Raw genomic sequence first — 26845 nt, 5'->3', positions numbered from 1 at the left:
CCGCTTAACAGGCGGTTTTCCTGTTTTAGTCCACAGCATAATAGCCTTAGGGAGTTGTGAGAGTTGCTGTCATCAGCGTAGCCGTCATAATTGCTTCTTTGTCTGTATGTGACATAAATTCCGATTCTGGCAACTTTATAGAGGGAAAATAAGCCAAAATGTCCGTAAAACCACCCCGGCACTTGGTTTGTTAGTAAATAGAAGACTAACAAAAAACCAAAACCTACGCCATCATGGACTTCAAGAATTACACGGTAAAAGCGCAGGAGGTTGTGCAGAAGGCGTCAGAAATCGCCCTCGGCAACGGGCAGCAGGCCATCGAAACCGGCCACCTGCTCCAGGCCATCCTGTCGGAAGATGAGAACGTTGTTGGCTTTGTTGCCAAAAAGCTGGGAGTTAATTTACAAAACACCAGCGGTGCTCTGCAGGCCATCTTGACCACCTACCCCAAGGTTTCGGGGGGGAATAACGGCGTGTATCTGAGCAATGATACAGCCGCAGCCTTAGCCAAGGCAAGCAGTTATACCAAAGAATTCGGCGACGAATTTGTGAGTGTCGAACTGATGTTGCTGGGCCTAATGGGCGGTAAAGACCAGATTGCAACGCTATTACGCGATGCCGGTTTCAACGAAAAACAGACGAAAGCGGCCATCAATGAACTTAGAAAAGGAAATTCGGTGAAAGACCAGAACGCAGAAGCAAAATATCAATCGTTGGAGCGGTTCAGCATTAACCTGAACGAACGCGCCCGAACCGGCAAAATTGACCCGGTTATTGGCCGCGATGAAGAAATTAGGCGGGTACTGCAAATCCTGAGCCGCCGTACTAAAAACAACCCCATCCTGCTCGGCGAACCGGGCGTGGGTAAAACGGCCATTGTGGAAGGGCTGGCCCAGCGGATTGTATCGGGCGATGTACCCGAAAACCTGAAGACCAAAACCATCGTATCCCTAGATATGGGCCTGCTCATTGCGGGTGCCAAATACAAAGGGGAGTTTGAAGAGCGTTTGAAAGCAGTCATTAAGGAAGTGACCGATTCTGACGGGCAGATAATCCTGTTCATCGACGAGATTCATACGCTGGTGGGCGCTGGTGCCGGTGGTGAAGGTGCGATGGATGCCGCCAACCTGCTGAAACCAGCTCTTTCGCGCGGTGAGTTGCACACGATTGGTGCCACTACGCTGAAAGAGTACCAGAAATATATTGAAAAAGACAAAGCCCTCGAACGTCGTTTTCAGGCCGTTATCGTGGATGAACCGGACATGGCCGATGCCATTTCGATTCTACGTGGTATCAAGGAGAAATACGAACTCCACCACGGCGTTCGGATAAAAGACGATGCGGTGATTGCCGCCGTTGAACTATCGACCCGGTACATCACCGACCGTTTCTTGCCCGACAAAGCCATTGACCTAATGGACGAAGCAGCCGCTAAACTCCGCTTGGAAATGGACTCCGTTCCCGAGGAACTCGATGAGCTAAACCGGCGCATTATGCAGTTGGAAATTGAACGGGAAGCCATTCGCCGGGAAAATAACCGGGAGAAGGAAAGCATTCTGAACAAACAGATTGAGGAACTCAGCGAACAGCGTAACGACCTGAAGGCTAAGTGGGAAACCGAGAAAGAATCGGTCAACGAAGGCCGGACGCTGAAAGAACAACTCGACCAGCTACGCTTTGAAGCCGAACAGGCCGAACGCGCCGGGGATTATGGCAAAGTAGCGGAGATACGCTACGGCAAGATTCCTGAAATTGAAACCAAACTCAACTCCCTATCTCAGGAAGGTACCGATAGAAACGCATCAGACAAGATGATGCCTGAGGAAGTAACCGCCGAGGATATTGCCGAAGTGGTGGCCAAGTGGACGGGCATTCCGGTATCGAAAATGCTCCAGAGTGACCGCGAAAAGCTCCTCAATCTGGAGAAAGAACTGGGTAAACGCGTGGCCGGACAAGCCGAAGCCATTGAAGTAGTGGCCGATGCTGTACGCCGGAGTCGGGCGGGGATGCAGGACCCAAAACGGCCCATTGGTTCGTTTATCTTCCTGGGTACGACGGGGGTAGGTAAAACGGAGGTAGCCCGTACGCTGGCCGAATACCTGTTCAACGACGAAAATGCGATGGTTCGCATTGACATGAGCGAGTATCAGGAACGCCACGCTGTAAGCCGCCTGATTGGTGCCCCTCCGGGCTATGTGGGCTACGACGAAGGGGGTCAGTTGACCGAAGCCGTCCGTCGCAAACCTTACTCGGTGGTGTTACTCGACGAAATTGAAAAAGCACACCCCGACGTCTGGAACATCCTGTTGCAGGTACTCGATGAAGGTCGCCTAACGGACAATAAAGGCCGCGTGGCCAACTTCAAGAACACGATCATTATCATGACCTCGAACATCGGCAGCCACCTCATACAGGAGAAGTTTACGGAGGATGAAGGCTGGAATCACTCGCTGGTACTGGAAGAAGCCAAAGCGGCCGTTATGGAGTTGTTGCGCCAAACTATCCGCCCGGAATTTCTGAACCGGATTGACGAGATTGTCATGTTTGAGCCGCTAACAAGGGCTAATATCCGAAAGATTGTGGACATCCAGTTCCGGGGTATCCGGCAGCGACTGGCAGAAAACGGTATTCAACTCGATGCTACCGATGAGGCTCTGAACAAGATTGGTGAAGAAGGGTTCGACCCTCAGTTTGGTGCCCGCCCGCTGAAACGGGTGCTGCAACGCCGGGTGCTTAATGAACTATCCAAGTCCATCCTATCCGGCGAAGTCAAGAAAGACTCCGTTGTGCTGATGGAGTTGAACCCAGAAGGCGAGATAGCCTTCACCAACCTGGACGCGGAGATTGAAAATATGTAATTGATAAAATGGGGAAGCCCGGCTGCTGCGAAGTAGCCGGGCTTTTTTTGTCTACTTTTACGTCAATCACAATTATGCCCGAAATAAGCCGCTTCTTCGGTATCATTATTTATATGTATGCTAAAGATCACATGCCCCCTCACTTTCATGCAGAATATAGTGGGGAAGAGGCTATGTTCGCTATCGAGACGGGTGAATTAATTGTTGGCAATTTGCCTAAGAAGCCAACTCGGCTGGTACAGGCATGGGTACAACTACACCGTGCTGAACTGATAGAAAACTACAATTTGTTACAACAGGAAACAGGCCGTTTCAAGAAAATTAAACCTCTTCAATAATGCTACCACGCATCCGACAAATTATATCCGTCAAGCCGTATAAGGTCATTTGCTTGTGGAGTACAGGTGAGGTGCGCGAAGTGGATTTACAACCCATGCTGGCTGAATCGACCACAAAGCCATATAGCCCTGTAAACAAACTACTTGATAAAAAATTATTTACGCAGGTAAAAACAGACGGCCGAACCTTGTATTGGGATGACTTACTGACCATGATTGATTATGATGGGAGTGAACATCCTGCGCCGTTAGACTTCGACCCGGATGTCATATACGAGCGTAGCCGGTTAATACAGTAACCGAAGATTTCGTTGCTAGTCTTCGGCGTGATCATTTGCGTTCGTGAGCGATACAAATACAACTATCTGTTACTTAAACTTACCACACCCGATTGGCAATCAGATTTATACCGGCGTTTACCAGAAAGGCAATCCCGAACGAAATAGCTACCGAAAATTCAGGGAGTAAAAAGGCTTGCAGGAACAAGAAGGTGGTGAACCCAAACAACCCGATCAAAAGCCCCCGTAGCGTCAGAATGGTGGCATCACTGCCCTGAAGCGTGTGGGTAAAAATGGCCAGAATTGAGGTAAGGATGGGAAACGGCGTTAGGATACCACTCCAGTTCGGCCCCAAAACGGTAGCCAGTCCGGTAATAACCAGCACGAACAACGTGGCCACCAGCATCCGAATTAGAATGTCGAAGGGCAAACGCCGGGGTGTGATTGCCGTATTCCCTGGGACGGGAAATAGCCGGAGAGCCAGTAAAACGCATCCCAGCACCACCCCGTAACTCAACCACAAACTGAGCTGTAAATAGTTGAAGATTACTGCCGTAATGGTATATAGGCCATATGACAGCAGGAGGGTAGGTAACCAGGTCAGTTTTCGGGAGAGTGATGCGTAGCTGAAGCAAAAACTGATCAACGCCAGGATACCCGTCATAGAACCCTGAATGGAATGAATACCAAATGTTTTGCCCTGTTCCAGAATAAAAAACAAAAGTATAGGTCCGGCAATCCACGGCATACTCCCAATCAGCCCGCCTGCCCGGTTCCCCCATTTCCGAATGGCCAGCGTGACCAGCGCAATGACCGAGGGCATGAGTGTTACTTTGAGGAGTAGGATATTCATTCCCGTAGTTGATTATCTAACCGCCAGCGGACTATCCTTTGCCAGGCGGTCGAGGAATAAAGACGTTACGATTTCCCACGAAAAAGGGTGCCACTGATTACGGCTGTTATCCAGCACCTGCGTAGCTGCTTCGCAGGGAAACAGCTTATAATCGAATTTACTATAGCCCCCCACCAGGTAGCCGGGATAGTAATACGCTTTTTGATGAAGTTGGGCGTACTGTATTTTCAACAGCATCAGGTACTTGCCCAGGCTTAACTTTCGATAATCCGGGTCATAAAAGTTCAGGATGCCCGCAACACTCCGCTCTCCGGTATCGAAAATTCCCCCGGCAATCAGCTTATAGCCATCCCTTATTTCGATGATGTACGTATCAAAAAGCGTTTGCGCAGCTCCACCCATCAGGCAGGCCTCTATGGATTCGAAGGAGTTAAAGTCCAGACTATTGCGATAGGTACTGTACACTATTTCTACCTCCTGCGTGAGAACAAAAGGCTTTATAGCCACCGAAAATTTTTCGTTCACCCGAAGTAATCTGGATTGCTTAAGACCGAATCTGACATTGGCCAAATCGACGCGTAACCAGTAAGCAGGGTAGTACGTCCCCTCAAAAAACACGTACTGCCGGGTAAAAACATCTTGCCGGGACCGAAAATATCCCCTGCTCAGGCAGATATCCAACTCACTTCCTTTCATGATTCAACCATACCTTCAAGTTGGCAGGACGGGTTAACCCTGCTCATTTCACTATCGCTCCGGCACTCCGGTAACACGTTCACTAACCAGTTGAGTAGGTTCTTTGGCCGACAAATTTTCGCGAAGCTCAGTAACGGGTTTCTCGAAAAATTTGAACAGAAGAGTTGACAAAACCAGCACCAGCCCCCAGAACAAGGCTACTTTTAGCCAACCAACCGTCCAGGAAGTGGTCGGAATTCTTTCCACTATGTTCAACATAATAGGTGTCAGATTCAGTAAATACATTGAATAGGAAATCAGGCTGATGTGCGTAATGGCCCGGGCGATGCCAAAACGGCCCCATAAACCGGTAGCCGACCGCCAGCCATCCATGTAAGGTACAATCAGCGCCATACTCACACCAATCAACGGGTAGTAGAATGTGCGCTTGAAAAACGTATAAGTCGGAAAGACACCCAGATCGAAGTAAATATGCAACACAAATATAGAAGCCGCAAAAGCCGTCAGCACAGTCATAATAAGGCCAACCATAAACAATCGTTTTCGCAGCGATTCATTACTCCAGAGGGCCGGATAGTAGTGCCTGGCATAGGCCGTCAGAACGCCGTATGAGATAGCGTCAAGGCGGGTTATCACAATTCCCCGATAGCCTAATTCACCTTCCGAAAGCGGAATCTGAACGGCCGTAATGAACCGGTAGAGATTAGTACCAATAATGATGAACAGAACAGAAGCCAGTACAATACGCTGACGGGGCCAATGAGCAGCCAGCAGGCTGTGCATGCCCCAAAGCACCAGGGGCAGGGTGATGTATGACCACTCTTCGATGGACAAACTCCAGGTTTCGGGAAAGAAATCGGGAATGAAGTGGGTGAAATTTTGTACAAAAAAGTAGTAGCTAAGCAGTGTTCCCTTGTTGGGCAGGGTATGATGCAAGCCACTGCGCCAGGCGCGAAGTAGGGCAAAAACAATCAGTCCGGTCAGTACCAGATAATAATTTGGCAGGGTACGAAACCAGCGACGGGTCCAGAAGTTTAGCAGCAACTTCCTGTTAAAACTCCCCTGCTTCTCGTAAGAGCGAATTAAAATACCGCCAATCAGAAAGCCGCTTAAAACGAAAAACAACTCGACACCATCGGGCAGCAGATAGTGCAGAAAACTGCCATTGTAGTATTTACTCAGGGCAACAGTGGCGTGCGAATCCACTACCATCAGAATAGCAATGGCCCGCATAACATCCAGGCCAAAGACGCGCTTCGCAGTCGGCGTATTAAGCGAAAACAGGTTTTTGAGCATAATCAGCTACGAAGGTAATGATGAATGATAAATGATATGCGCCGTTACGATTACAGGAATGAATTAACTTTGTGTGCCTATTCATCATTCATTATTTACCTTCATGGAATTTGGACTCAATGCTACCCATCGTTACGCTTTCCGGTTTTCGCAGGAAGATGTAGTCGATTTTGCCCGTGTTACGGGAGACAATAATCCGTTGCACCTCAATGCTGACTTTGCCGCCCAGACACCTTTCAAGCGCCCCATCATTCATGGTATGCTGGGAGCCAGTGTATTCACCAAAGTACTGGGTACCGAGTTTCCGGGCTATGGTTCGGTCTATCTGGGTCAGACCCTGGAGTTCCTGCGGCCTATGTTCGTGGATACAGATTACGAGGCAACCTTTACCGTGCAGTCCATTGATTCGTCCAAACACACGGCTCAGATTCTGGGCGAAATCCGGGACGTACAAACGGGTAAGGTTACTACACGCGGTACAGCTACACTGATGCACAAAGAAAAGATTGGGTGAAGTCCGGACCAGCCAAACGGTGCGGTTTTTGGTGTCAGCTGATTCATGCCGAAACCATAAGGCATTGCGCTGCTGTTGCTGCGGACTTTCAAAAAAAAACTCTCTCATCAGATCTATAATCTGACAAGAGAGTTTTTTTACGGCTACTAAAACTATAGCCAGTACTAGCTTGGAGTCGTGTTCTTGGTATTTTGAACTTCGGAACGGATCTCCTGCGCCATCGTCTTCAGATCCTGCATTCCTTTACGAACGCGGGTACCTGCAGCCTGGTTATTTTTCTCGTAGAACTTCTCAAAATCACCTTCCAGTGACATGATCAAATTCTTTACTTCATCGAAACGTGCCATAGCTATTGTATGGGTTTAAGTGTTTAAAAATGCCTAAATTCCGCTAAAAACGCGGTTTTCGGCTGAAATTTAGTCATTCTCTAATACAGCGCAATAGCTTGAACAAAAAAATGGCAAAAAAATCCAATTTTTTACTAAAAACCCTACTCAGTGGCTGCTTCCGCCGATACTTCCAGCGTTTTCGGGTCTATAGAGGGGGTATTTTCCCGATAAGTGCCTTTCTTCAGCTTATCGCCCATTTTAGCAAAAGCGTCCAGGGTATAATCAACATCGGCCTGCGAGTGAGCAGCCGTGGGAATGATCCGCAGCATGATTGTACCTTTTGGCACAACCGGGTATACGACAATAGAACAGAACACACCCATATTATCGCGCAGATCCTTGGTCAGCGTAGCTACTTCAGCAACGCCCCCTTCTATATGGTGCAGGAACACGGGCGTTACCGGCGACTCGGTTTCGCCAATGTCGAAACCTCGCTCGCGCAGTCCAGACTGTATCGCCCGAACGTTTTCCCAAAGTTTATCCCGGAACTCCGATGAGTTGCGAATCATGTCAAGTCGCTTCAGTCCACCCACCACATAGGGCATTGGTAGGGCTTTGGCGTACGTCTGCGACCGCATATTATACTTAAGGTACATGATAATGTCATGATCGGCCGCAATGAAAGCACCGATAGCCGCCATGGACTTGGCAAACGTGGAAAAGTACAAATCTATCCCATCCTGACAACCAAGCAGCTCACCAACGCCCGCGCCGGTTTTGCCCATGGTTCCAAAGCCATGTGCATCGTCAACCAGTAATCGAAATTCGTACGTTGATTTAAGGGCTACAATCTTATCCAGGCTACCCACTTTACCCGACATGCCAAACACGCCTTCGGTAATGACCAGGATGCTTCCACCCTTTTCGGCTGCTTTTTTGGTGGCCCGCTGGAGATTTTTCTCCAGGCTTTCCATGTCGTTATGGTTGAATTTATAGTATTCACCCATTTTGGCTTTGTGCAGCCGGATTCCATCGATCAAACAGGCATGGCATTCGGCATCGTAAACGATTACATCGCGGTGATCCACAATGGCTTCAATGGCCGACATAACTCCCTGGTAACCGTAGTTGAGCAGGAACGCATCCTCTTTCCCGACAAACTGGGCGAGTTCCCGCTCAAACTGCTCGTGAAGATCGCTGTTACCCGACATCATACGGGCACCCATGGGGTAAGCCAAACCCCACTCCTTCGATGCTTCGGCGTCCACTTTCCGTATCTCAGGGTGGTTAGCTAAACCGAGGTAATTGTTCAGGCTCCAGTTTAAAACCTCTTTGCCCTGAAAACGCATATGGGGACCCAGTTCTCCTTCGAGTTTAGGGAATGCGAAATAATGATGTCCGTTAAACTCCCGTGCGGGCGAACCGATGGGACCCTGGTTAGTACGCAGTTTCTCAAATAAATCCACTATCTACCGTTGTTTATCAGGCCGAAGCCTTTTTTTTTGCGCTATAAGTGCAAAAATACGGTTAACTTTTGGTAGCACAAATTCACACCCGAAATATTCAATTCCATGATTGTTTTATCATAAATCTGTATCATTGACAAACGGTACTAATCTGCCTCCCTAAAACGATGCCCACTATCAACAAAATTCTCGTTGCCAACCGGGGCGAAATTGCCTTACGTATTATGCGAGCCGCCCGCGAAATGGGTATTAAGACAGTTGCCATCTATTCAGAGGCCGACCGGAATGCCCTGCATGTTCGCTATGCCGACGAAGCGGTTTGTGTTGGTCCGCCCCCCTCGTCGGAGTCGTATCTCCGGGCCGATGCAATCATCAATGTTTGCAAGCAATTGGGAGTAGATGCTATCCATCCCGGCTACGGTTTCCTGTCCGAAAATGCAGCCTTCTCCCGCTCTGTACGCGATGCAGGCCTGATTTTCATTGGTCCCTCGCCCGAAAGCATTGAGGTAATGGGTAGTAAGTTAGCCGCCAAAGCGGCCGTTGCCCATTACAACATTCCGATGGTTCCGGGAACGCCTGCGGCCATCACCGACCGTGGGGAGGCCAAAGTAATCTCAGCCAAAATCGGCTATCCCATCCTGATTAAAGCCAGTGCAGGCGGGGGGGGTAAGGGGATGCGCGTAGTGGAAAGAGAGGACGATTTTGATGAGCAGATGGACCGGGCTGTAAGTGAAGCGATTTCTTCGTTTGGCGATGGTTCCGTGTTTATCGAGAAGTACGTTACCTCGCCCCGGCACGTCGAAATTCAGGTACTGGGCGATCAGCATGGCAACATTATTCATTTGTTCGAGCGGGAATGTTCCGTGCAGCGTCGGCATCAGAAGGTCATCGAAGAGGCTCCATCGGCCATTCTTACCCCCGAAATCCGGGAAGCCATGGGCCGTGCCGCCGTTGATGTGGCCCGCGCCTGTAACTACTACGGAGCAGGTACGGTGGAATTCATCGTCAACGAAAAGCTGGATTTCTACTTTCTGGAAATGAACACCCGCCTTCAGGTAGAACACCCCGTAACGGAGCAAATTACGGGCGTCGACCTGGTAAAGCAGATGATTTACATTGCAGAAGGTAAACCGCTTGCCATCAAACAGGCGGATTTGCAGCTGAAAGGCCACGCCCTGGAAGTAAGGGTATACGCCGAAGACCCCGCCAATAATTTTCTGCCCGACGTGGGTACGCTCGACAAGTACGTACGGCCCCAGGGCAATGGAGTTCGGGTAGACGATGGATTTGAGCAGGGCATGGATATCCCGATTTATTACGACCCGATGATTGCCAAACTGATTACCTATGGTGAATCGAGGGAAGAAGCCATTCAGAAAATGATTCGGGCCATTGATGAGTATCAGATTTCGGGTGTACAAACGACGCTGCCCTTCTGCCGGTTCGTGATGGAGCACGAGGCTTTCCGGTCGGGCCAGTTCGATACGGGCTTTGTGAGCAAGTACTTCACCCCCGACAAGCTAACGCCCACCCCCGATATTACAGAGAGCGAACTGGCCGTTGTTTTAGCTGCCTACTTACTGGAGAATCAGAAGTCGAACGCGGCCCAACCGAAATCGAATGGAACACCTGCCCAGACGACGGCGCAGCGGAGTAAGTGGAAAGCCAACCGGATGGGGTAAAACCATCGTGCTTTATGACAATTATTGAAGTCAACTGCATTTTCGCTGTTACTTGCTTTCATTTCATCATACACAATGATCTGTAGCAAATGTGAGCAAGATAATTGGGGCACCTGGACATCTTCATCCACTTCTGTAGTACATTTATACTGTAAGACTTGCCGAAAAAATAGAGCATTCACTTATTTACAAAGAAGAAAAGCGGCTTCGGGAAATCACACCAAAAGAGAGTGGCTTGATAAATTAGAGCAGTATAATAAGTGCCCAAAATGCAATCGGCATTGGTCTTCAATGCCAAAAAGGCCCGACAAAAGGTATAAATTCGTATGGACGAAGGATCACATCACCCCATTGAATAAAGGTGGCAGCGATAGCATTGAGAATATTGATTCTTTATGCTATCAGTGTAATTTTGGTAAAAGGTAGACCCATAACTACAAAATGCGTTAAAGATTAAGTTGATATACAATAATGACAGAGAAACTCATCATATCACAACTTTACCAACTACCAGAAAATTTAAAGGTGGAGGTATTACATTATGTTGAATTCCTTAAAAATAAGTACAGCAATGAGTCAATGGAGAAGCCCCGTAAACGAACATTTGGCAGCGCTAAGGGGAAGTACGATCTTACTTCTGACTTCAATGCACCACTAGACGACTTTAACGACTATATGTAGTGAACTACCTCATTGATACGCAGATATTTCTCTGGTTTATCAGCGGCTCAGTTGAATTGAGTGAAGAAGCACGGAGGAGAATTGAAGATTCAGAGAATGAAATATTCGTCAGTATCGCTAGCCTGTGGGAAATTTCAATCAAAACTGCCCTAGGAAAATTGACGATAAAAGGCAGCTATGCAACGGTGATTGATGATGTAACAAGCAATGAAATGGTTATTCTACCCATCAATTTCATGCATACTGTCGGGCAGAATAAACTCCCATTTTACCACAAAGATCCCTTCGACCGAATGATAATTTCCCAAGCCATCATTGAAGAGATGAACCTGATAAGTAGCGATACAGTTTTTGATGATTACTTAAGGGATAAACCTGTAAAGCGAATATTCTAAAACCCCATCTTTACTTCCTGCCGCTCGCCCGAAACGGTTTGCTCGTCGAAGTTGAAGATATCAGCCAGGGTCATGGGCTGGTCGGTGCGGTACTCCATACCGAGGTGACTGAGCAGGTTGTTGGCTTTGGCTGGCGATAATTTCCCAAAGGCATAATCCACCATCAGGCGGCCTTTCCGGAGTAGCGCTTTATCCAGCAAGTGCTTACTCGCGTTGAACGTTGCAATCACCTGAATGTGCATGCAGTCGGCCAGCAGGCCATCCGTCAGGTTCAGGATATTCGACACACTGTTGGTATCCCCCCCCGCTTCGCGCGATTGCAGGATTCGCTCCGCGTCTTCAATAATTAATACCGACTCCTTATTGTCCAGCAGAAAGGGAATGATTTCGGGCGAAGTCAGGTAATTGGTCATGTAAGGCGGCAAAATCAGCATATCCTTCTTGACCAGCGAACTGAGGTGCTTGATATAGGTCGTTTTACCGGTTCCGGGTTCGCCGTGGAGCAGAATAAGGCCCTTGCTTTTGGGCTGAGCCAGCAAACCCACTAATCGTTCATGAACAGCCGGGAAATCGTCATTGTAATGAAGTTCCAGGTCAATATTGGGCGGTAAAATCTCTACGCGCTCCGTATGAAGCCCACCCAACCCGGCCTGAATTAGATAAATGTGCGTTTGGTTATCCTCATGCACGTATTTATGCTCCTGAAAGCCGTCGAGCAATAGCCGGGCCGATACCTCGTCCCGGTAGTAGCCGTACAACCGAAAAAAGCGGTCGCCAACAAACTCCGCCTTTAACACGACGCCATCATTATGCTGATAGATCCGCTCGATCATGTGCCAACCCTGGTCGGTAACGCGGGCGGAGTGATTGATTAAAGTAAACCCCCGGCTATCCAGCAACTGCTGGGCGGACATTTTAAAATCGTCGTTGAAGTGAAGGTAATTGGGATAACTGCCAAAAGCCTGCACGAAGTGCGGAGCTAGTGGAAATTCCCGGTCAAGGTCGCTGGGGATATACAAATTCTGAATGATTGCTTGGCTGGGCATAGGGGTGTTGGCCGACAGGTAGCGCAACAGGTCAGCCCCAAAAATTTCGTTGTCAGGTTTCAATGGGGCGTCTTGTTACGGTTTTGTGGGGTCTAATTTACCAAAAAAAATTTAGGCGCGGTAGGCACATGAATTTAATAAGTAAACGACAGAACATTAGGCGCAAAACGGAGCATGATTTCGTGTACCGCCTTCTGGTCGTACTGCATGGCGTTGGGGCTTTCGGGAGTTTGGGAATTGAAGATATAGCCCAGCCGAATTGCTTTGGTCAACTGGTATTCGGCAAACGCCTGCACATAGTTTGTTGAAATCAGGCCGGGGCTATTTTGCCGGTACGATAATCCCAACCCAATTTCTTCGTTGAACCAGGCCCGCAGATTGATATCAAAACCAACTGGACGGTCGGCTATTTTCGAGAGCAGTACCGATGGAATCAGTACCGTATTTTCGTTGATGGTAACCGGCATTCCCGCCTGAATCATAACCGGCCGAACACTTTTGTAGCTATATCGGCCTGTTAAATCCGTTACCTGCCCACTGAGTTCGGGGGCGGAGATACCCCCGAAAAAACGATCCGACCGATAGTAAAGACCAACGCCAAAACTGGCTATTGCCCGGTTAATACTCGCGGCTGCCGTAACATCATAAAGCGGCACGACGCTAACGCCCCCCTGCACACCAATGGCCAGTTTGGCCAGGGCGGGCAGGTTGAACCGGTAGGCTACATTCCCGTACACGCCCGTGGCGGTAAAGACGCCCATTCGATCATTGAGGGCCTGAAAACCCAGCCCAATACGCCCGTTTGCAATGGCTCCATCGGCCGATACGCTCTGCGTAATGGGGGCATAGCGCACGCTAATCCACTTTCGGCGTAGAAGGGCAGTCAGATGAAACGACTCTCGGCTACCCGCATAGGCCGGGTTGATGCTGAGTGGGTTCTGGAGATACTGGGAGTATAGAACTTCTTTCTGCGCATAACCGGATGACCCCGAGAGCAAAAGAAAACCGCCCGTCAGCAGGAGCGTAGTAACGATGAGAAAAGCAAAGCGCATACTAGTAAGGAAATAACCAACAAGTTGCAGGGTTTTGGCGGTAAAACCTAAAATGCCAGCTATACCGGAATGGCCCGGTGGTACAGCTGGCATTTCAGAAACTAGTTGAAGGAAGTTGTTCCAGACGGGTCAGTTCAACTTTATTATTTTGATCTCCGTCCGGCGATTTTGCTGGTGCTCCTCCTCCGGGCAATCGACCCCATCCTTACATTTATTGAGCAGGTCATTTTCTCCATACCCTTTGGCAATCATTCGTTTACTGGCAATTCCATTCGACTTCAAATAGGCTACTGCTGCCTTGGCCCGTTTGCCGGATAGCATACTGTTGTAGCTGGACGTTGCCCGACTATCGGTATGGGACCGCATCTCGATAATCATGGTCGGGTACTTCTTCATCAACTCCACTACCTTATTCAGTTCAGCAGCGGCATCCGGGCGAATGTCTGCTTTGTTGACATCGTAATAAATATTTTCGATTTTAACGATGTCCCCTTTTTTGAACATGGTAATATTGCCGGTTCCGCTGCCATCTTTAGCAATCCGGCTGCCTGTAGTGCCCATTTTATCCTTCATGGCCTCAATTGAATAATCGCAGCCGGGCTTAATGACAAACTCATAATAGCCATCAACGTCGGTCGTGGCTTCTTCCGATGTACCGTCGCATTCACTCACCAGCAGCACTTTTACCCCCGCAATAGGGTCTTTACCCGATTGGGTGGTTACGCGCCCGCGCAGTGTCGAGATGACCGGTGCTTTGGGTTTTGAGAGAATAATTTCCAACTGAGAGGGTTTATCGTCAAGCAGATTCCGGGTCGAAAATCCAACTTTGCTATCGTCATACCCCTCCCGACTCACCAGGAATTTGAAATCACTCTCCACATCCAGACAAATCCGGGCAATCCCGGTCGTATCTGTCTGGAGTTTTTTCTGCTGGTCGTTAATTGCGTTATCCAGCGCTAGGGCTGTGTTGGGAAGTGGCAGTTTAGACTCCGCATCAATAATACGTACCGTTAATTCACGGCAGGGATACAATGACCCCTCGCGGGTGAAGTGGTACACATCGTCGTCGGCGCCACCCCGTTTGCGGTTGCTACTGAAATAGCCGCTCATCCGGTCGGCATCGGTTACAATACCAAAATCATCTTTAGCCGAATTGAGTGGTTCACCCAGGTTACGGGTTACCTGCCCCTGCTTACCGTCGGGCGTGAGGGTAGTGTAGTATATATCCAGGTCACCCAGGCCGGGTCGCCCATCGGACGAAAAGTAAATATTGCCGCGCTCATCCACGAATGGAAATAGTTCATTCCCCTTCGTATTGACCTCCGGCCCCAGGTTGGCTGGCGCTCCCCATTTCCCTTTTTCCCAGGTAGACATGTAGATATCGGTACCACCAAACCCGCCGGGCCGGTCGGAGGAGAAGTAAAGCCGCTGGTCGTCTTTAGAGAGCGTTGGGTGGCCGGTCGAGTATTCGTCGCTGTTGAAGGGTAACTCCTCCGCTTTGCTCCAGATACCGTTCACCTGGACAGCGGTGTACAGCTTGAGCTTATTCACGCCATCGGTACTTTCCCGATATTGTCTTTCATTGTAATTGTTTCGCGTGAATATCACCCTCGACCCATCTTTGGTAAACGTAGCCGGGCCTTCGTGGTATTTTGTGTTCAGGGTGCGGCCAAACCGGTCCGATTCACTGATGGGATGGTCGCCATAGCCTATGTTCAGGTTGGGGCCACCGTAATAACCAATCGTTTTGGTATCGTTGGGCGTGGGGGCAGTGTACTCATCCCTGCCCAGTACCTGGAGCAATTGAACTCTGTCCCGTCGGGCAGAGCGTGAATTCGCTGCGGTTTTGAGGTCGGGCAGATAATAGAGGTCCAGGTAGTGCGAGTTGTTACTGGCAAACAGTCCCTTCAGACCACCTTTATGTCCTTCCGCTACAAATACCAGCCCATCTTTATACAACATCGGACTAAACTCGGCCCGCCGGGTATTCATGCTCAGATAATTAACTTTATAGTTACCGACGTTACTGGTCAGCGTACTGATATCACTGTAAATCTTGGTGAATGATGTTGTTTTCTGGGTACCCGCCGGTATGGCATCATACTTCTCATAAGCAGCCTGGGCTTCGCGGTATTTACCGTTGCTGGCGAGGGCCTGCGCGTACAACAGGTAATACCGGGTGTAATCGGGGGGCAGGTTGCCAGCCGTTACCAGGTCATGGTAAATACGCTCGGCATTGGGCATATCACGCATTTGCTGGTAGCTATACCCCAGCCTAGCCCGCGCATCCCGTTTTTCGTCTTCCGATATGGGTGTTGGGGCAGTCAGCGCTTTTTCATATAATTCAATAGCCTGCGCGTAAGCCAGCTCAGTAAACTGACGGTCAGCCTGTTTCACCAGCGACTGAGCCAGCGCCGGGCCAACCAGCAGCCAGGTCAGTACGACAATAGCAAAAACGTTTTTCATATGAGATGGGAATTGATGACCGGCACTACAGCAAAAAGGTGTACCCTCTCTAACGAATCAGGAGGATGCACCTTTCATTAAGCAAATACTGGGCCGGAATTAGTTTTGATTAAGTGACTGAATGATTGAATAGCTGCCGCAAACCATCCTGTGTTTGCTATTCAATCACTCAATCATCCAAAACTAAAAATAACGCGGTGTCAGGATGCGGTTCTTGCCGAAGCCGAATTCATACCGAATCATGATTTCATGCGAACTTGGAGCCACACTCTGTAAATTGTTCATCGTATGGTCGTAGGCGTACCCAAATCGAAACTGGTCGTTCAACTGGATTTCCAGCATGCCCACAACAGCATCGGTCGTGTACTTGGACCAAGACGAAAACTGATTCCGGCGAATGGATGCCCCAATGGCAATACGGTCGGCAAACCAGAAGTTGATGTTACCGTCGAAACCAAGCGGAGCACCGTCGGCATACTTGATCAGCATGGACGGCTTCATCTTGATACCGGGTGTAATACCGACAACAAACCCAGCCGCCAGATATGCCTGCCGAGCCTGTACGGACCGGTAATTGCCGACATTGTACTCACTAAGCTTGTTTTTGACCAGGCGCGGCACCGACAAACTCAGGTACGACCGGTCGTTACTTAGGTAGATACCCGTGCCAAAATTGGGGAGTATCTTGGAAATGTTGCTGGCAAACGCCGGATCAATCTGCCCATCGGGCGACGTTCTTACCTCTGTCAGGTTGAGCTGGTAGCTCGAAGCACCCGCCTGCAAACCCAACGCCAGCGTTGACCTGGCCCCTACTTTAATGCGGAAAGCATAGGAGGCAAACCCTCCTGCTTCCTGCAACACACCGATTTTGTCGCCGTACAGTTGTATACCGACACCAACCCGTTCGTTGTTGAGGGGCATATCAGCCGTGAAGGTGGCCGTTTGGGGTGCTCCCGGCAGGCCAGTCCACTGGTTTCGGTAGAGCGCCGACATGCTCAGCACATCGCGGCTACCGGCGTAGGCCGGGTTGAGGGCCATCATGTTGAACATGTACTGCGAGAACATTTTGTCCTGCTGTGCCCGGACCTGGCTGCTACTGAACCCCAGGATCAGTAGCAGCATACCTGCCCAATGTTTGGTTGAAAAATTAGTTGACATCGGTATTAGCGGTTAATCGTCATATATCGTACAAACTTGCGTCCATCGCTCAAATTAATCACGTAGTAGTACGTTCCGTCGGGCACCCCACTCGCATCCGAGCTGAGCATGACACCCGTGTTTGGCTTACCATCCCAGTCGTTCTGGTAGCTGGCATTCGTGTAAACCAGATTGCCCCAGCGGTTATATACATCCAGGCTAACGCTCAGGCCGGTGGTTCCCCGAACCACGAACAGATCATTGACACCATCACCGTTTGGCGAGAACCCTTCCGGAATGAATATCGACGCATAGTTCGGTGGCAGAATCAGCACCGTGGCCTCGCGCTCGTTCGAGTCGGTTGGGTTTCCGTTTCCGTTGAGGTCAGGAATCAAACCGGTCGTTGAGATATCCGTGACCAGACCTGATTTTGCTCTGGCCCTACCATAAGCAGAGTTCAGGAACGTGGTGGTACTACCATCGGCTATCACATTCACCACCATCAGGAGGGTATCCGCTTTACCGGCCGCCAGCGTACTGGTACTATCGCCCAGCACCAGTACGGGGTCAGAACCACCGTTGAAGTCTGGATTCAGTTTCAGCGTACTGCCCGTTGATATGATTACCGGCCTGTTGACCACCGAGAAGGTCGAACCCGTCTGGGCATTGAATACCTTCAGGAGTGTATCGCTCACGCTAACATGCGTCAGTGTATCCGGTCCGAAAGCCTGTAGTACCAACTGATACGTTACGTTCATACTGCCGTCAGCCTGGCGGGCGGTATCCCGAACCGACATGGCCAGACCAAGATACGACGACGATGCGAGGCCATTCAACGAAATAGGCGTTGGCTGGCTGTTGTTACGCGGATCGAGATCGTTGTCCGGGTCATCATTCGTACCCGCCGTCGACATATCCTCCACAACCTGACCGTCGAGTGTGAGGGCGGTGGCCAGCGCCGTGTTGTAGAACGTCAGCGAATCAGCGTTTTTCACGTCTACCCGAACGATGAAGGTCAGATAGGCTTTACCACCGACGGGCAGAGTACTCATCGAGTCAACGAGCATGTTCGTAATCATACCCTGGCCGGTGTACTGCCGGTTGATGATCAGGCTGTCGGCACTGGCTCCTGTACTGGTCACTGAAATCTGACTGCTCACAATCAGGGCACCGTGGCCGAAGGTCTCGGATAGTTTATCCACCACCTGTACCTTCTTCAGCGGAACCGTACCCAGGTTGAACAACCCGATGGTATATGGAATGTCGTAAACTCCCACGTCTACCAGTGTTGGCAAACCAACCGACTTAGCTACACCCAACAGTGCTTTCGGCAGGTCGAAGCGAACCGTTGTCGATACCGAACCGGCTGGTGCCGGGTCAAGGCCACTGTTGGAGATGTCCTTCACTACCTGGCTCGAATCCGGCGTATGTGCCGTAACCGTTGCGCTGGAGTAGAACGGACCATTGTTGCCAGCGGTTTTCACATTCACCGTTATCAGCACCGTGTCCTGGGCACCCACGGCCAGTGAACTGGCAGGGGTCAGCATGTTTGGCTGCGAGTTTCCGTTGAAACCTGTGTTGACTACCAGCGTACTACCCGCTCCTACCGTTGGCGCACCTACTACGGTGTAGGATGCCGGGGCGGTGAAGGCGTTAATCAGACTGTCCGTGAGTACAACACCGTTCAGAGCTACATCACCAAAGTTTTTGATGGTGGCCTTATAGGTAATGTTATACGAACTATCAGGCTGCTGCTGAATCCTGACTACTGCCAGGGCCAGACCAATACTTGGGCCTTGTGGCTGACTGGCTCCCAGTGTGAAACTAGCTGCACTGGTGTTGTTGGTTGGGTCACCGTCATTGTCCGGATCCGAATCGCCCCCAGCTACCGATATATCCGATACAGTAGTGAAGCTGTTCAGCGCCGACGCACTGGCGAAGTTGTTGAACGATTTGGTGGTATCGCCCAAATTCCGGCGCACCGTTACATCCAGGACGAACATCTCCGAGCGACCGGGTGCCAGACGGCTCATCGTGTCAAGCAGGTTCGCGTTACTGCCGGTACCCGTAAAGGCCGGATTCAGTTTCAGCGAGGAGCCACTGTTCGATAGTGTCAGCTTCGTTCCGGTTACCGTATTCGGTGAGAACGAGTAAGCCAGGTCATCAGTCGCCTGTATGTGTTTCAGCGTATCCTCACCGAAGTTGGTTACGACAAATTTGTATGAGACCCTGATAAGCGAATCACCTACTGCCGTTGGCCGACCCAGTACCGCTTTCGCAATACCAATCAGGCTCGGCTGGCGCGTCGATGTATCGGTTACCGTTACACTCGATTTGTTGTTAGCCAGGTTGGTGTCTTTATTGTCGAGGTAGGTAATCTCGGCCATGTTGACAATCGCCTGCTTTTTCTCCGTAATACGACCACTGAAGACAATCTGCTTCGACTGACCTGCTTTCAGGCTGTCGATGCGCTTCGTGATTACCCCACCGGAAACCGTATAGTCGGCTGTAGAAGGAGTCAGCAATGACAGCCCTTTCGGCAGTACATCCCGTACGTCGATATTTTTCGCGGTGTGCGGGCCGGCGTTGCTCACCGTAATGGTATAGGTTACCGGTGCGCCGTTCTTCACGAATGCCGTGCTGGCCAGTTTAGTAATTTGCACATCGGTGTCCATCGTATCGGCAGCGCAGTTGAATACGCTCACAACCACTTTGGCCGGGGCACTCAGGCAACCCGCAGCGTTTTTCTCCACAACCCAGTAGTTACCTTCACAAACCGAATCGGGCCGGATAACGATGTTGGACGTGGTGCATTCGCAAATGCGGTAGATGTACGAGCTACCCGGCGTTGTTGACGACAGTGCTTTTGTCAGGTCGACAATTTTCTCCGGACAGGTGTTCCGCAGATTACGCACCAGCGGGGTCGGGATTGGATCACTCACCTGCACCGTTACATTGTCTGACTTGACCGAGCTACAGCCCTTGCCATCCAGCAGTTGAACGCTGTAGACACCACTGCGTTTCACCACAATCGTCTGCGTCGTTTCGTTATCGCTCCACTTGTACCCGGCAGCACCGGCGGGTGCTCTCAGGATAACCGAATCACCGTAGCAGAGCTTCGTGGCTCCTACCATCACTATAGTAGGTATCGACTTGATGCCATCAATCGTGAGCAGCATGTCATCCTTTGCTACCGGGCAAGCTGCGTTGTTCGTGCTAACCGACAGAGTGAGGGTTACTTTACCCGACAGTACATCTTCTGCACTGGCGGTATAAATCGCGTTCAGGGCAAAGCTGTTATCGAAAGTACCGTTGCCGCTGGTAGTCCAGTGGGCAGTTTTGCCCGCACCACCCATAGCACCGCTCAGCTGGTAGGTCTTGGCAGCGCACACACTGGCATCAGCACCCGCACTGGCGGTTGCCGGATTGGCAGCGTCGCAGGGGGTTTGCTCACTACAGGTAGTAATCTGCACATGAATCATCAGCGGCAGACTCACACAGCCACTGGCTGTTTTCTCTACCACGTAGAACGTGCCGGAACCTACGTGTGCCGGGTCAGTTACTTTCGAGGCATCGCTCAGCGTCGCATCCGTGAAGTAGGCAAACATACCACCCGCTGTGGCCGGATTGCTACTCACGGCTTTCGCCAGGTCAGCCGTCAGCATCGGACAGGTATTGGTGATATCCTTCACAGTTGGCTGGGGCACTTTTGGCAGTACCGTTACCGACAGTACACCCGATGGAGCACTCTTACACAGATTCGAGTTGCAGCACTGAGCGGTGAAGGTAGCCGAACTGGCCAGCGATACGGTAATGGAGTTACCCACCTGGTTATTGGACCAGGTCACGTAACTATTCGGCGAACAACCTTCGGCTACCAGCGTTACCGGTGCACCGAAGCAAACCGTTGTGCTGCTGTTACCACCCAGAATGGAAACGGTTGGCGTGGCAGGTGCCCCTACCTTAATGGTTATGGCCGCCGACTGATCACCTTCACAGTCGCCCAGTTTACACTTCACACGGTAGGTAACATCGGCCGTTGGTGAGATCGTCAGTGTATTGCCAATCGTTTTGCCATCCGACCAGATGTAGGTTCCACCCACACACCCGGTGGCCGTCAGCGAAATGGGTTCGCCAAGACAGATTGACGACTTGTCGCTCACGATGATTGGAACGGGTGGCGTACCCAGCGTTACCTGGACAATGGCCGATGGCTTGCTCGCGCAACCATCAACCGTACAGATAGCCGTCAGATTCAGGTTGCTGAAGACGGGTTTGGCGTAGGTAGCCCCTACCGTTCCATCCGACCAGGTAACGGTACCATTGGCACAACCGGTAGCCGTCAAGGAAACCGTACCACCGCTACAAACGGTAAGCGACGGACCAGCCGACAGCACAGGCGGCTCGATGTTATGCACCGTTACTTTCGCTCCAACAACATCCAGACTGGCGCACTTGGTACCAATCAATGCCAGTACATCAGCGGGTGTTGTTACACCCAGGTTTACGTTCGCCAGATTGAGGTAGTTCTGGTCGGCCGTATTCGCATTGTACACCAGGGTATGAATGGTGTATTCAGCTGCGGCAGACGACACCACGAATTGTGGGGTTGGGCTGGTTTGCTGAATCACTCCTCCTTTCACCAGCACGTAGGCAAGTGAATAACCCGTGGGTTGTACCAGTCCGCCGTTCATGGTGGCGGCTACTGTAACCGTGCTACTCGAACCACCACAAACCGTTGCGTTAGTCGCTAACAGCCTGCCAGCTCTGGCAGCACAATCGCCGGGATTGATAACAACCGGAACTGAGGGCGGACTCAGGCAGGTACGGAATTTACATTGGGCGAAGTACGTCTGCGTACCCTCCGGCCGCACCACGATAGAAGCACCCTTGTTGTTTCCATTAATATCATTGGCAGACCAGATCACCTCACCTGCGCAACCCAATGCCGACAGGGTAATTGTTCCCCCCGGTGCCACAGCCGTAGCTGAAACAGTAATTGTTGGGGCTACTACCGGCGCGACAATGATGGTATACTCCGGCGATGTAGCACTTCGGCAGGTGCCGTTCTGACAGTACACCGTGTAAGTGGTCGTTGCCGATGGCGTTACGGTCAGGCTGGTAGCGTGTGAGTCGATACTACTCCAGTAGGGAGTGCCCTGGCAATTTTCTACCGTCAGTACCAGTGACTCACCCGAACATACGACCGATGTGCTACAGATAATGGTCGGTGCGGGTATCGACGTAATGTTCAGAGTAACGACGTTCGATTTTCCACTACCACAAGTCGTACCACTGGCAGGCTTACAGAGCGCGTAGAACTCCCGGTTTGCTGGGGTTGCGGTTACCGAAACAACCGGTCCGGTTTGCCCATCCGACCATTGGATGGCACCACCCTCGCAACCGGTAGCAGTCAGGGAAACAAGGCCACCATTGCAGATAGTCGTTGTCGATGCGATTACCGTTGGGGCAGGAGCGGGCGAGGTGTTGACCGTTACCCGTACCCGGTTCGACGCATCGCTTTCACAGCTTCCCTGCTTGCAGGTAGCATAGTACTCCAGCGACTGCGCTGGGTAGATGGTGATGCTGGCCCCCACCTTATCAGTACCATGCCACACAACCGTACCGGTGCAACCCGTAGCGGTGAGCGATACCGGATCGCCACTGCATATGAGCGTTTTGCTCACTTTCACAATCGGAGCCGATGGCGATACCACCGCTATATTCACCGGCGCAGATGGGTTGCTCAGGCAGGTACGGAACTTACACTGGGCGTAGTAACTGATATTGGCCGTTGGGTACACGGTAATACTCGGTCCCGTTTTGCCTTCTACGTTCCACATCACCGTACCATTGCAGTTGGCAGCCGTCAGGACAACAGCGCCACCGGCACACACCGTGTCCGCACTGGCCGTCACTTTCGGGATAACTGGTGCTACGATGTTGATGGTGTACACATCTGACGACTTGCTTACGCAGGCATCATTTTTACAATATACTGAGTAACTGTTGTTGCCAACCGTTGGCGTTACGATAATACTGCCGGTCGTGGCCGTTGTGCTGTTCCAGACTGGCGTTCCCACGCAGTTTTCAACGGTCAGGGTTATAGCCTCACCCGGACAAACGACCGATGTGCTGCAAACGATGGTCGGTGCCGGAATATCGGTCGTGATATTAATCGTTTTCACGGCTGGTGTACTCAGGCAACCAGCAATCCGGCACTGGGCCGTGTAGGTCGTTTTGCTGTAGGGAGTCACCACAATGGAAGCTCCTGTCTGCGCCTTGTCCGACCATTCGATCGTACCACCGGCACAACCCGATGCCGTCAGCGTTACCGATGTGCCCGGACATACATTGTCGGAGCTGGCCGTGATGGTTGGCGTTTTCGGATCGAGTACTATAACGACAATGGCGTTGGACGGCTGACTAAGGCAGCGCGCAATCTCACATTTTGCCGTATAGGTCGTAGTGGAGGAAGGCGTTACGAATATCGTTTCACCCGATTGCCCATTAGACCATAATACGGCTCCACCACTGCATCCCTTGGCGGTTATTGTCGTTGTGCCACCCTTACAAATCTCGGTAATTGCACAGATGATAGTAGGTGCCTGAACTACACAGTCAACGATGGATATGTTGACTGACGAAGTGTCGTTTTGTGCTTTGGCCGGATTGTTATTCAAGCCACTTACGATGGCCGTGTTCCTGATTGACCCACCAGAAACGATGGTTGCTTCAACCAGCAGATTTTGGTTTGATCCGTTAGTCAATGTACCAATTGTCCACATCCCCGTTACCGGGCTATACTGGCCTGCGGGTGTCGAACTAACGTACGTCAGCGATGTGGGTAGTAGTTCGCTCACTTTCACCCCAGTCGCCGTTATCGGACCATTGTTGCTCACCGTGATGGCGTAAGTAACTTTCTGACCAATACTATATGGCCCTGGTGTCACGATTGTTTTAATAACAGCCAGATCCGCCTGGCAGGAACCTACCGTAACGGTTACTGATGAGCGCGTGCTGACACAGGCATCCGTGAAGGCTTCTGCATAATACACAGCGGCACCCGGTCCTGATGGCGTTACTACTAGTTTGCCGCCACTCTGTGTGGTACCGAGTAAGTTTCCGGCCTGATCGTACCAGTTGATTCGGGAACCCGGTGCAAAAGCAATCAGTTTCGTACTACTGCCCTGACAAACCAAGGTATCGTCGCAGGCAACGTTGACGGGTGCATCCGGCCGCTTGCTGATACGAACAATTACAGAACTGGTCGCTTCCTGACAAACACCACCCGGCCCGTCAGGATCGTTGGTGGTAGCGGTCAGCAGCACATTCCCCGTAGCTATGTCAGAAGTCGTTGCGGTGTAGGTTGTTGTCAGGCTGTTCAAATTACTAAACGTACCCGTACCATTCGTGCTCCACGTAACGCTGGTTGCTGAACCGGAGAGTACCGCTTTGAGCGGGACAACATCGCCTGCACAAACCGATTGACCCGGTCCTACATTTACACCCGCCACGTTTTGACAGTTACAGTCAACAATTTGAACCGTCAGGATTGCCGGGGTGCTGTAACAGCTCCCGCCTTTGGCAAAAACGTAGTATTGACCGGCACCCACCGCAGTCAGGTTGGTTACCAGCGTGGCTTGCGAACGGGTTTGGCTTGTATACCACTCATAGGTTAAATCCGGATTACTGTTCTGGATTTGAATGGTCTTAAGATTAACCGTCGTGGCCGGACAGGTATTCCTGGTGCTGGCGGAAATAACCGGTGCATCTATTGCTGTAATTACAACCGCTACTGACTTACGAAGGCTGGTACAGGCACCGGTTGTTACCTCGGCGTAGTACATCGTTGTGTTTGCCGGGCTTACCGTTACACTCGCTCCACTGCTTACTGTTGCGAAAGGAACTCCGCCAGACGATGTTAGATACCACTTTATCTGGGCGTTTGGTACAGAGGTTGAAGCCGTCAGGACAGCCGAACCACCGATGCATGTAGCAACGTCACCTGATACAACCAGACTATAGTCTGTTGGGCAGGTAGATTGCAGGTAAAAGCCGGCGTCCAGATTCAGGTTATTCTCTCCGGTCGCCAGCGTTACCGAGCGGGTCAGACCTGTAGCTGGATTCACATCACTATCTGTGGCGTCATTGCCCCCAATCTGAGCCGAGGTCGACATATAACCTGTGGGCGTCACGAAGCTCACACTGTAAGGAATGCCCGGTGTCAGACCCGTGAACGAGTACAGGCCCGAAATGCTGGTGGTCGTGGAAGCGATGGCCGTGTTAGAACCATTCAATAGTACAACCGTCACACCCGGTAGCGGACTGTCACCCCCGTCCTGAATACCATTCTTGTTGGCGTCTACAAACACATAGTCGCCCAACGAAGCCGTCGGCACACTCGGCAGGTAGAAACCGGCGTCCAGATTCAGGTTATTCTCTCCGGTCGCCAGCGTTACCGAACGGGTCTGGCCCGTGGCCGGATTTACATCGCTGTCGGTGGCGTCATTATTCCCAATCTGGGCCGAAGTCGAGACGAAACCCGTGGGCGTCATAAAACTGACACTATAAGGAACGCCCGGTGTCAAACCCGTGAACGAGTACAGGCCCGAAATACTGGTGGTCGTGGAAGCGATGGCCGTGTTAGAACTATTCAGCAGTACAACCGGCACACCCGGCAGCGGACTGTCACCCCCGTCCTGAATACCATTCTTGTTGGCGTCTACAAACACATAGTCGCCCAAACTGCTGTAGGGTCCCTGAATAACCTGTATGTCACAGCAATTCGTAGCCGGACAGCCATTGCGGTATGTTACAAATCGATACACACCGGGGCTTTTTATGGTTAGAGACAGATCGTTGTTTACTTCTGCCAGTGATGTGGATATGGCTGATGAGCTAACCGGGATATTGTCCCGATACCAAACAATCTGGTCGTAGCCAGATGGTACCATAACCGTATATTCATCCCCGAAATAGTAAATAATGGGTACCGAAAAGCAGACCGAAACGTAGTCGTCTTCAGTCATGCTATGATTATTCGGTGTAGAGTTGGTATCCGTCTGGTCGGCCGCAATTATTTCGGCTGTGTTGAACCAGACACCCTGTTCCAGCACGGTAGCCTTGAAGACCAGTACGGCAGAGTCGCCCGGTGCGATAGCCGGAACGACCAGCGTGCCAACGGTAGCGGTAGCCGAACCCGTAGTTGCGTAAGTGCCCGACCCGTGAATAACACTGGCCGAAGCTGGTAAGTAGGATACTCCACCCGCTGGCAACTCGTTTTTTACTGAAACATTGGTAGCCGTCGTGGAACCGGGCGAGTTGGCCACAACTACCGTGTAGGTCACCACATCGCCAATGGCGGGGGACTGCGTACTGATGTGTTTATAAAGGCTCAGATTGATGATACCCGGCGTCTGGGCCTGCGCGGAAGTGCCAGCCAAACAGAAAAGCACCAGCACGAATAGAGACATTGTCCCTGCCCAGACAGGTGTTACCCGACTGCATTTTACATTGACAAACGAACGGAGTAATTGATACAGGTTACCTCCTGTATCCGGTTTCGTCCTGACGACTACAGATCCTGCACTCCGGTGTACTTGTGCTGGCTGAGTGGATAAGAGTAAGGATGATTCTAGTATAAATTTCTCATTCATTGGACGTTGTGTAAGGAAATGGCGCGCTTCTTTGGTTGAATTAAGTTGGCAGGCAGGGGGAATGGGGTCAGGTATATCAGGAGGCTCCTGGCAATAGGA

At 51.0% G+C, this 26845-nt stretch carries 18 protein-coding genes; 8 read left to right on the top strand and 10 right to left on the bottom strand.

Translation table 11 applies throughout. The features are described 5' to 3' along the window. Nucleotides 1-233 precede the first annotated feature (233 nt). From clpB to B156_RS0127830, 3 genes are all read left to right on the top strand, one after another. On the top strand, nucleotides 234-2858 hold the full coding sequence (gene clpB, locus B156_RS0127840; RefSeq protein WP_018623094.1) for an ATP-dependent chaperone ClpB: 2625 nt from the start codon (nucleotides 234-236) through the stop codon (nucleotides 2856-2858). Between the two features lie 74 nt (nucleotides 2859-2932). Next, nucleotides 2933-3196, top strand: coding sequence for a DUF4160 domain-containing protein (locus B156_RS0127835; RefSeq protein ID WP_018623093.1), 264 nt, complete (start codon nucleotides 2933-2935; stop codon nucleotides 3194-3196). Continuing rightward, the gene (locus B156_RS0127830; protein ID WP_018623092.1) at nucleotides 3196-3495 is read left to right on the top strand and encodes a DUF2442 domain-containing protein; all 300 of its coding nucleotides are present in this window, start codon (nucleotides 3196-3198) and stop codon (nucleotides 3493-3495) included. The genes B156_RS0127835 and B156_RS0127830 overlap by 1 nt, the downstream gene beginning before the upstream one ends. Before the next feature lie 79 nt (nucleotides 3496-3574). Here the strand turns inward: B156_RS0127830 and B156_RS0127825 are convergent, their stop codons facing one another. Genes B156_RS0127825 through B156_RS0127815 form a run of 3 tightly spaced genes read right to left on the bottom strand, consistent with a single transcriptional unit; the run spans nucleotide 3575 to nucleotide 6319 of the window. Then, on the bottom strand, nucleotides 3575-4327 hold the full coding sequence (locus B156_RS0127825; RefSeq protein WP_018623091.1) for a hypothetical protein: 753 nt from the start codon (nucleotides 4325-4327) through the stop codon (nucleotides 3575-3577). 12 nt (nucleotides 4328-4339) lie between these two features. Beyond that, nucleotides 4340-5023, bottom strand: coding sequence for a hypothetical protein (locus tag B156_RS0127820; protein ID WP_018623090.1), 684 nt, complete (start codon nucleotides 5021-5023; stop codon nucleotides 4340-4342). A 51-nt stretch (nucleotides 5024-5074) separates the two neighbouring features. Continuing rightward, nucleotides 5075-6319 carry an acyltransferase family protein gene (locus tag B156_RS0127815; protein WP_018623089.1) on the bottom strand — a complete coding sequence of 415 codons (1245 nt, stop codon included), beginning with the start codon at nucleotides 6317-6319 and terminating at the stop codon, nucleotides 5075-5077. A gap of 103 nt (nucleotides 6320-6422) precedes the next feature. On the opposite strand from B156_RS0127815, the gene B156_RS0127810 reads away from it, so the two are divergent. Continuing rightward, nucleotides 6423-6833, top strand: a complete 411-nt coding sequence (locus B156_RS0127810) for a MaoC family dehydratase (protein ID WP_018623088.1) — start codon at nucleotides 6423-6425, stop codon at nucleotides 6831-6833. A gap of 164 nt (nucleotides 6834-6997) precedes the next feature. Here B156_RS0127810 and B156_RS0127805 read toward each other — a convergent pair whose 3' ends face one another. Both B156_RS0127805 and B156_RS0127800 read right to left on the bottom strand, forming a co-directional pair. Then, nucleotides 6998-7180 carry a hypothetical protein gene (locus B156_RS0127805; RefSeq protein ID WP_018623087.1) on the bottom strand — a complete coding sequence of 61 codons (183 nt, stop codon included), beginning with the start codon at nucleotides 7178-7180 and terminating at the stop codon, nucleotides 6998-7000. Between the two features lie 143 nt (nucleotides 7181-7323). Then, nucleotides 7324-8628, bottom strand: a complete 1305-nt coding sequence (locus tag B156_RS0127800) for an aminotransferase class I/II-fold pyridoxal phosphate-dependent enzyme (RefSeq protein WP_018623086.1) — start codon at nucleotides 8626-8628, stop codon at nucleotides 7324-7326. A 167-nt stretch (nucleotides 8629-8795) separates the two neighbouring features. Here B156_RS0127800 and accC point away from each other — a divergent pair, with 167 nt between their 5' ends. The 4 genes from accC to B156_RS0127785 all read left to right on the top strand — a co-directional run bounded on the left by accC (nucleotide 8796) and on the right by B156_RS0127785 (nucleotide 11386). Beyond that, nucleotides 8796-10310, top strand: coding sequence for an acetyl-CoA carboxylase biotin carboxylase subunit (accC, locus tag B156_RS0127795; RefSeq protein ID WP_018623085.1), 1515 nt, complete (start codon nucleotides 8796-8798; stop codon nucleotides 10308-10310). A gap of 75 nt (nucleotides 10311-10385) precedes the next feature. Beyond that, nucleotides 10386-10736 (top strand): HNH endonuclease, encoded by a 351-nt coding sequence (locus B156_RS32705; protein WP_084757935.1) that lies wholly within the window; start codon nucleotides 10386-10388, stop codon nucleotides 10734-10736. Nucleotides 10737-10781: 45 nt separating this feature from the next. Beyond that, nucleotides 10782-10991, top strand: a complete 210-nt coding sequence (vapB, locus tag B156_RS32700) for a type II toxin-antitoxin system VapB family antitoxin (protein ID WP_018623084.1) — start codon at nucleotides 10782-10784, stop codon at nucleotides 10989-10991. Continuing rightward, nucleotides 10991-11386 carry a type II toxin-antitoxin system VapC family toxin gene (locus B156_RS0127785; protein WP_018623083.1) on the top strand — a complete coding sequence of 132 codons (396 nt, stop codon included), beginning with the start codon at nucleotides 10991-10993 and terminating at the stop codon, nucleotides 11384-11386. Before vapB ends, B156_RS0127785 begins: the two co-directional genes overlap by 1 nt. On the opposite strand, the gene B156_RS0127780 is transcribed toward B156_RS0127785, so the two are convergent. The 5 genes from B156_RS0127780 to B156_RS0127760 form a co-directional block, all read right to left on the bottom strand. After that, complete coding sequence (locus B156_RS0127780) at nucleotides 11383-12495, bottom strand: AAA family ATPase (protein ID WP_018623082.1); 1113 nt, start codon at nucleotides 12493-12495, stop codon at nucleotides 11383-11385. The two genes, B156_RS0127785 and B156_RS0127780, sit on opposite strands and share 4 nt — an antisense overlap. Before the next feature lie 71 nt (nucleotides 12496-12566). Further along, nucleotides 12567-13484, bottom strand: a complete 918-nt coding sequence (locus B156_RS0127775) for a PorP/SprF family type IX secretion system membrane protein (protein WP_026261109.1) — start codon at nucleotides 13482-13484, stop codon at nucleotides 12567-12569. Between the two features lie 129 nt (nucleotides 13485-13613). Continuing rightward, complete coding sequence (locus tag B156_RS0127770; RefSeq protein ID WP_018623080.1) at nucleotides 13614-15950, bottom strand: OmpA family protein; 2337 nt, start codon at nucleotides 15948-15950, stop codon at nucleotides 13614-13616. A gap of 183 nt (nucleotides 15951-16133) precedes the next feature. After that, complete coding sequence (locus B156_RS0127765) at nucleotides 16134-17108, bottom strand: PorP/SprF family type IX secretion system membrane protein (RefSeq protein ID WP_018623079.1); 975 nt, start codon at nucleotides 17106-17108, stop codon at nucleotides 16134-16136. A 5-nt stretch (nucleotides 17109-17113) separates the two neighbouring features. Then, entirely contained in the window at nucleotides 17114-26563 is a 9450-nt protein-coding gene (locus B156_RS0127760) for a T9SS C-terminal target domain-containing protein (RefSeq protein WP_018623078.1), read from the bottom strand. Between the last annotated feature and the right edge of the window lie 282 nt (nucleotides 26564-26845).

This window comes from Spirosoma luteum DSM 19990 (assembly GCF_000374065.1).
GTDB classification, from domain to species: Bacteria; Bacteroidota; Bacteroidia; order Cytophagales; family Spirosomataceae; genus Spirosoma; species Spirosoma luteum.
The sequence above is the reverse complement of the archived record's forward strand: the minus strand, read 5'-3'. Positions and strand labels throughout refer to the sequence as shown.

Excerpts from the sequence above, each read along its gene's own strand:
- clpB (WP_018623094.1), top strand. The coding sequence starts at position 234 with ATGGACTTCAAGAATTACACGGTAAAAGCGCAGGAGGTTGTGCAGAAG.
- B156_RS0127835 (WP_018623093.1), top strand. The coding sequence starts at position 2,933 with ATGCCCGAAATAAGCCGCTTCTTCGGTATCATTATTTATATGTATGCT.
- B156_RS0127830 (WP_018623092.1), top strand. The coding sequence starts at position 3,196 with ATGCTACCACGCATCCGACAAATTATATCCGTCAAGCCGTATAAGGTC.
- B156_RS0127825 (WP_018623091.1), bottom strand. The coding sequence starts at position 4,327 with ATGAATATCCTACTCCTCAAAGTAACACTCATGCCCTCGGTCATTGCG.
- B156_RS0127820 (WP_018623090.1), bottom strand. The coding sequence starts at position 5,023 with ATGAAAGGAAGTGAGTTGGATATCTGCCTGAGCAGGGGATATTTTCGG.
- B156_RS0127815 (WP_018623089.1), bottom strand. The coding sequence starts at position 6,319 with ATGCTCAAAAACCTGTTTTCGCTTAATACGCCGACTGCGAAGCGCGTC.
- B156_RS0127810 (WP_018623088.1), top strand. The coding sequence starts at position 6,423 with ATGGAATTTGGACTCAATGCTACCCATCGTTACGCTTTCCGGTTTTCG.
- B156_RS0127805 (WP_018623087.1), bottom strand. The coding sequence starts at position 7,180 with ATGGCACGTTTCGATGAAGTAAAGAATTTGATCATGTCACTGGAAGGT.
- accC (WP_018623085.1), top strand. The coding sequence starts at position 8,796 with ATGCCCACTATCAACAAAATTCTCGTTGCCAACCGGGGCGAAATTGCC.
- B156_RS32705 (WP_084757935.1), top strand. The coding sequence starts at position 10,386 with ATGATCTGTAGCAAATGTGAGCAAGATAATTGGGGCACCTGGACATCT.
- vapB (WP_018623084.1), top strand. The coding sequence starts at position 10,782 with ATGACAGAGAAACTCATCATATCACAACTTTACCAACTACCAGAAAAT.
- B156_RS0127775 (WP_026261109.1), bottom strand. The coding sequence starts at position 13,484 with ATGCGCTTTGCTTTTCTCATCGTTACTACGCTCCTGCTGACGGGCGGT.
- B156_RS0127770 (WP_018623080.1), bottom strand. The coding sequence starts at position 15,950 with ATGAAAAACGTTTTTGCTATTGTCGTACTGACCTGGCTGCTGGTTGGC.
- B156_RS0127765 (WP_018623079.1), bottom strand. The coding sequence starts at position 17,108 with ATGTCAACTAATTTTTCAACCAAACATTGGGCAGGTATGCTGCTACTG.
- B156_RS0127760 (WP_018623078.1), bottom strand. The coding sequence starts at position 26,563 with ATGTCTCTATTCGTGCTGGTGCTTTTCTGTTTGGCTGGCACTTCCGCG.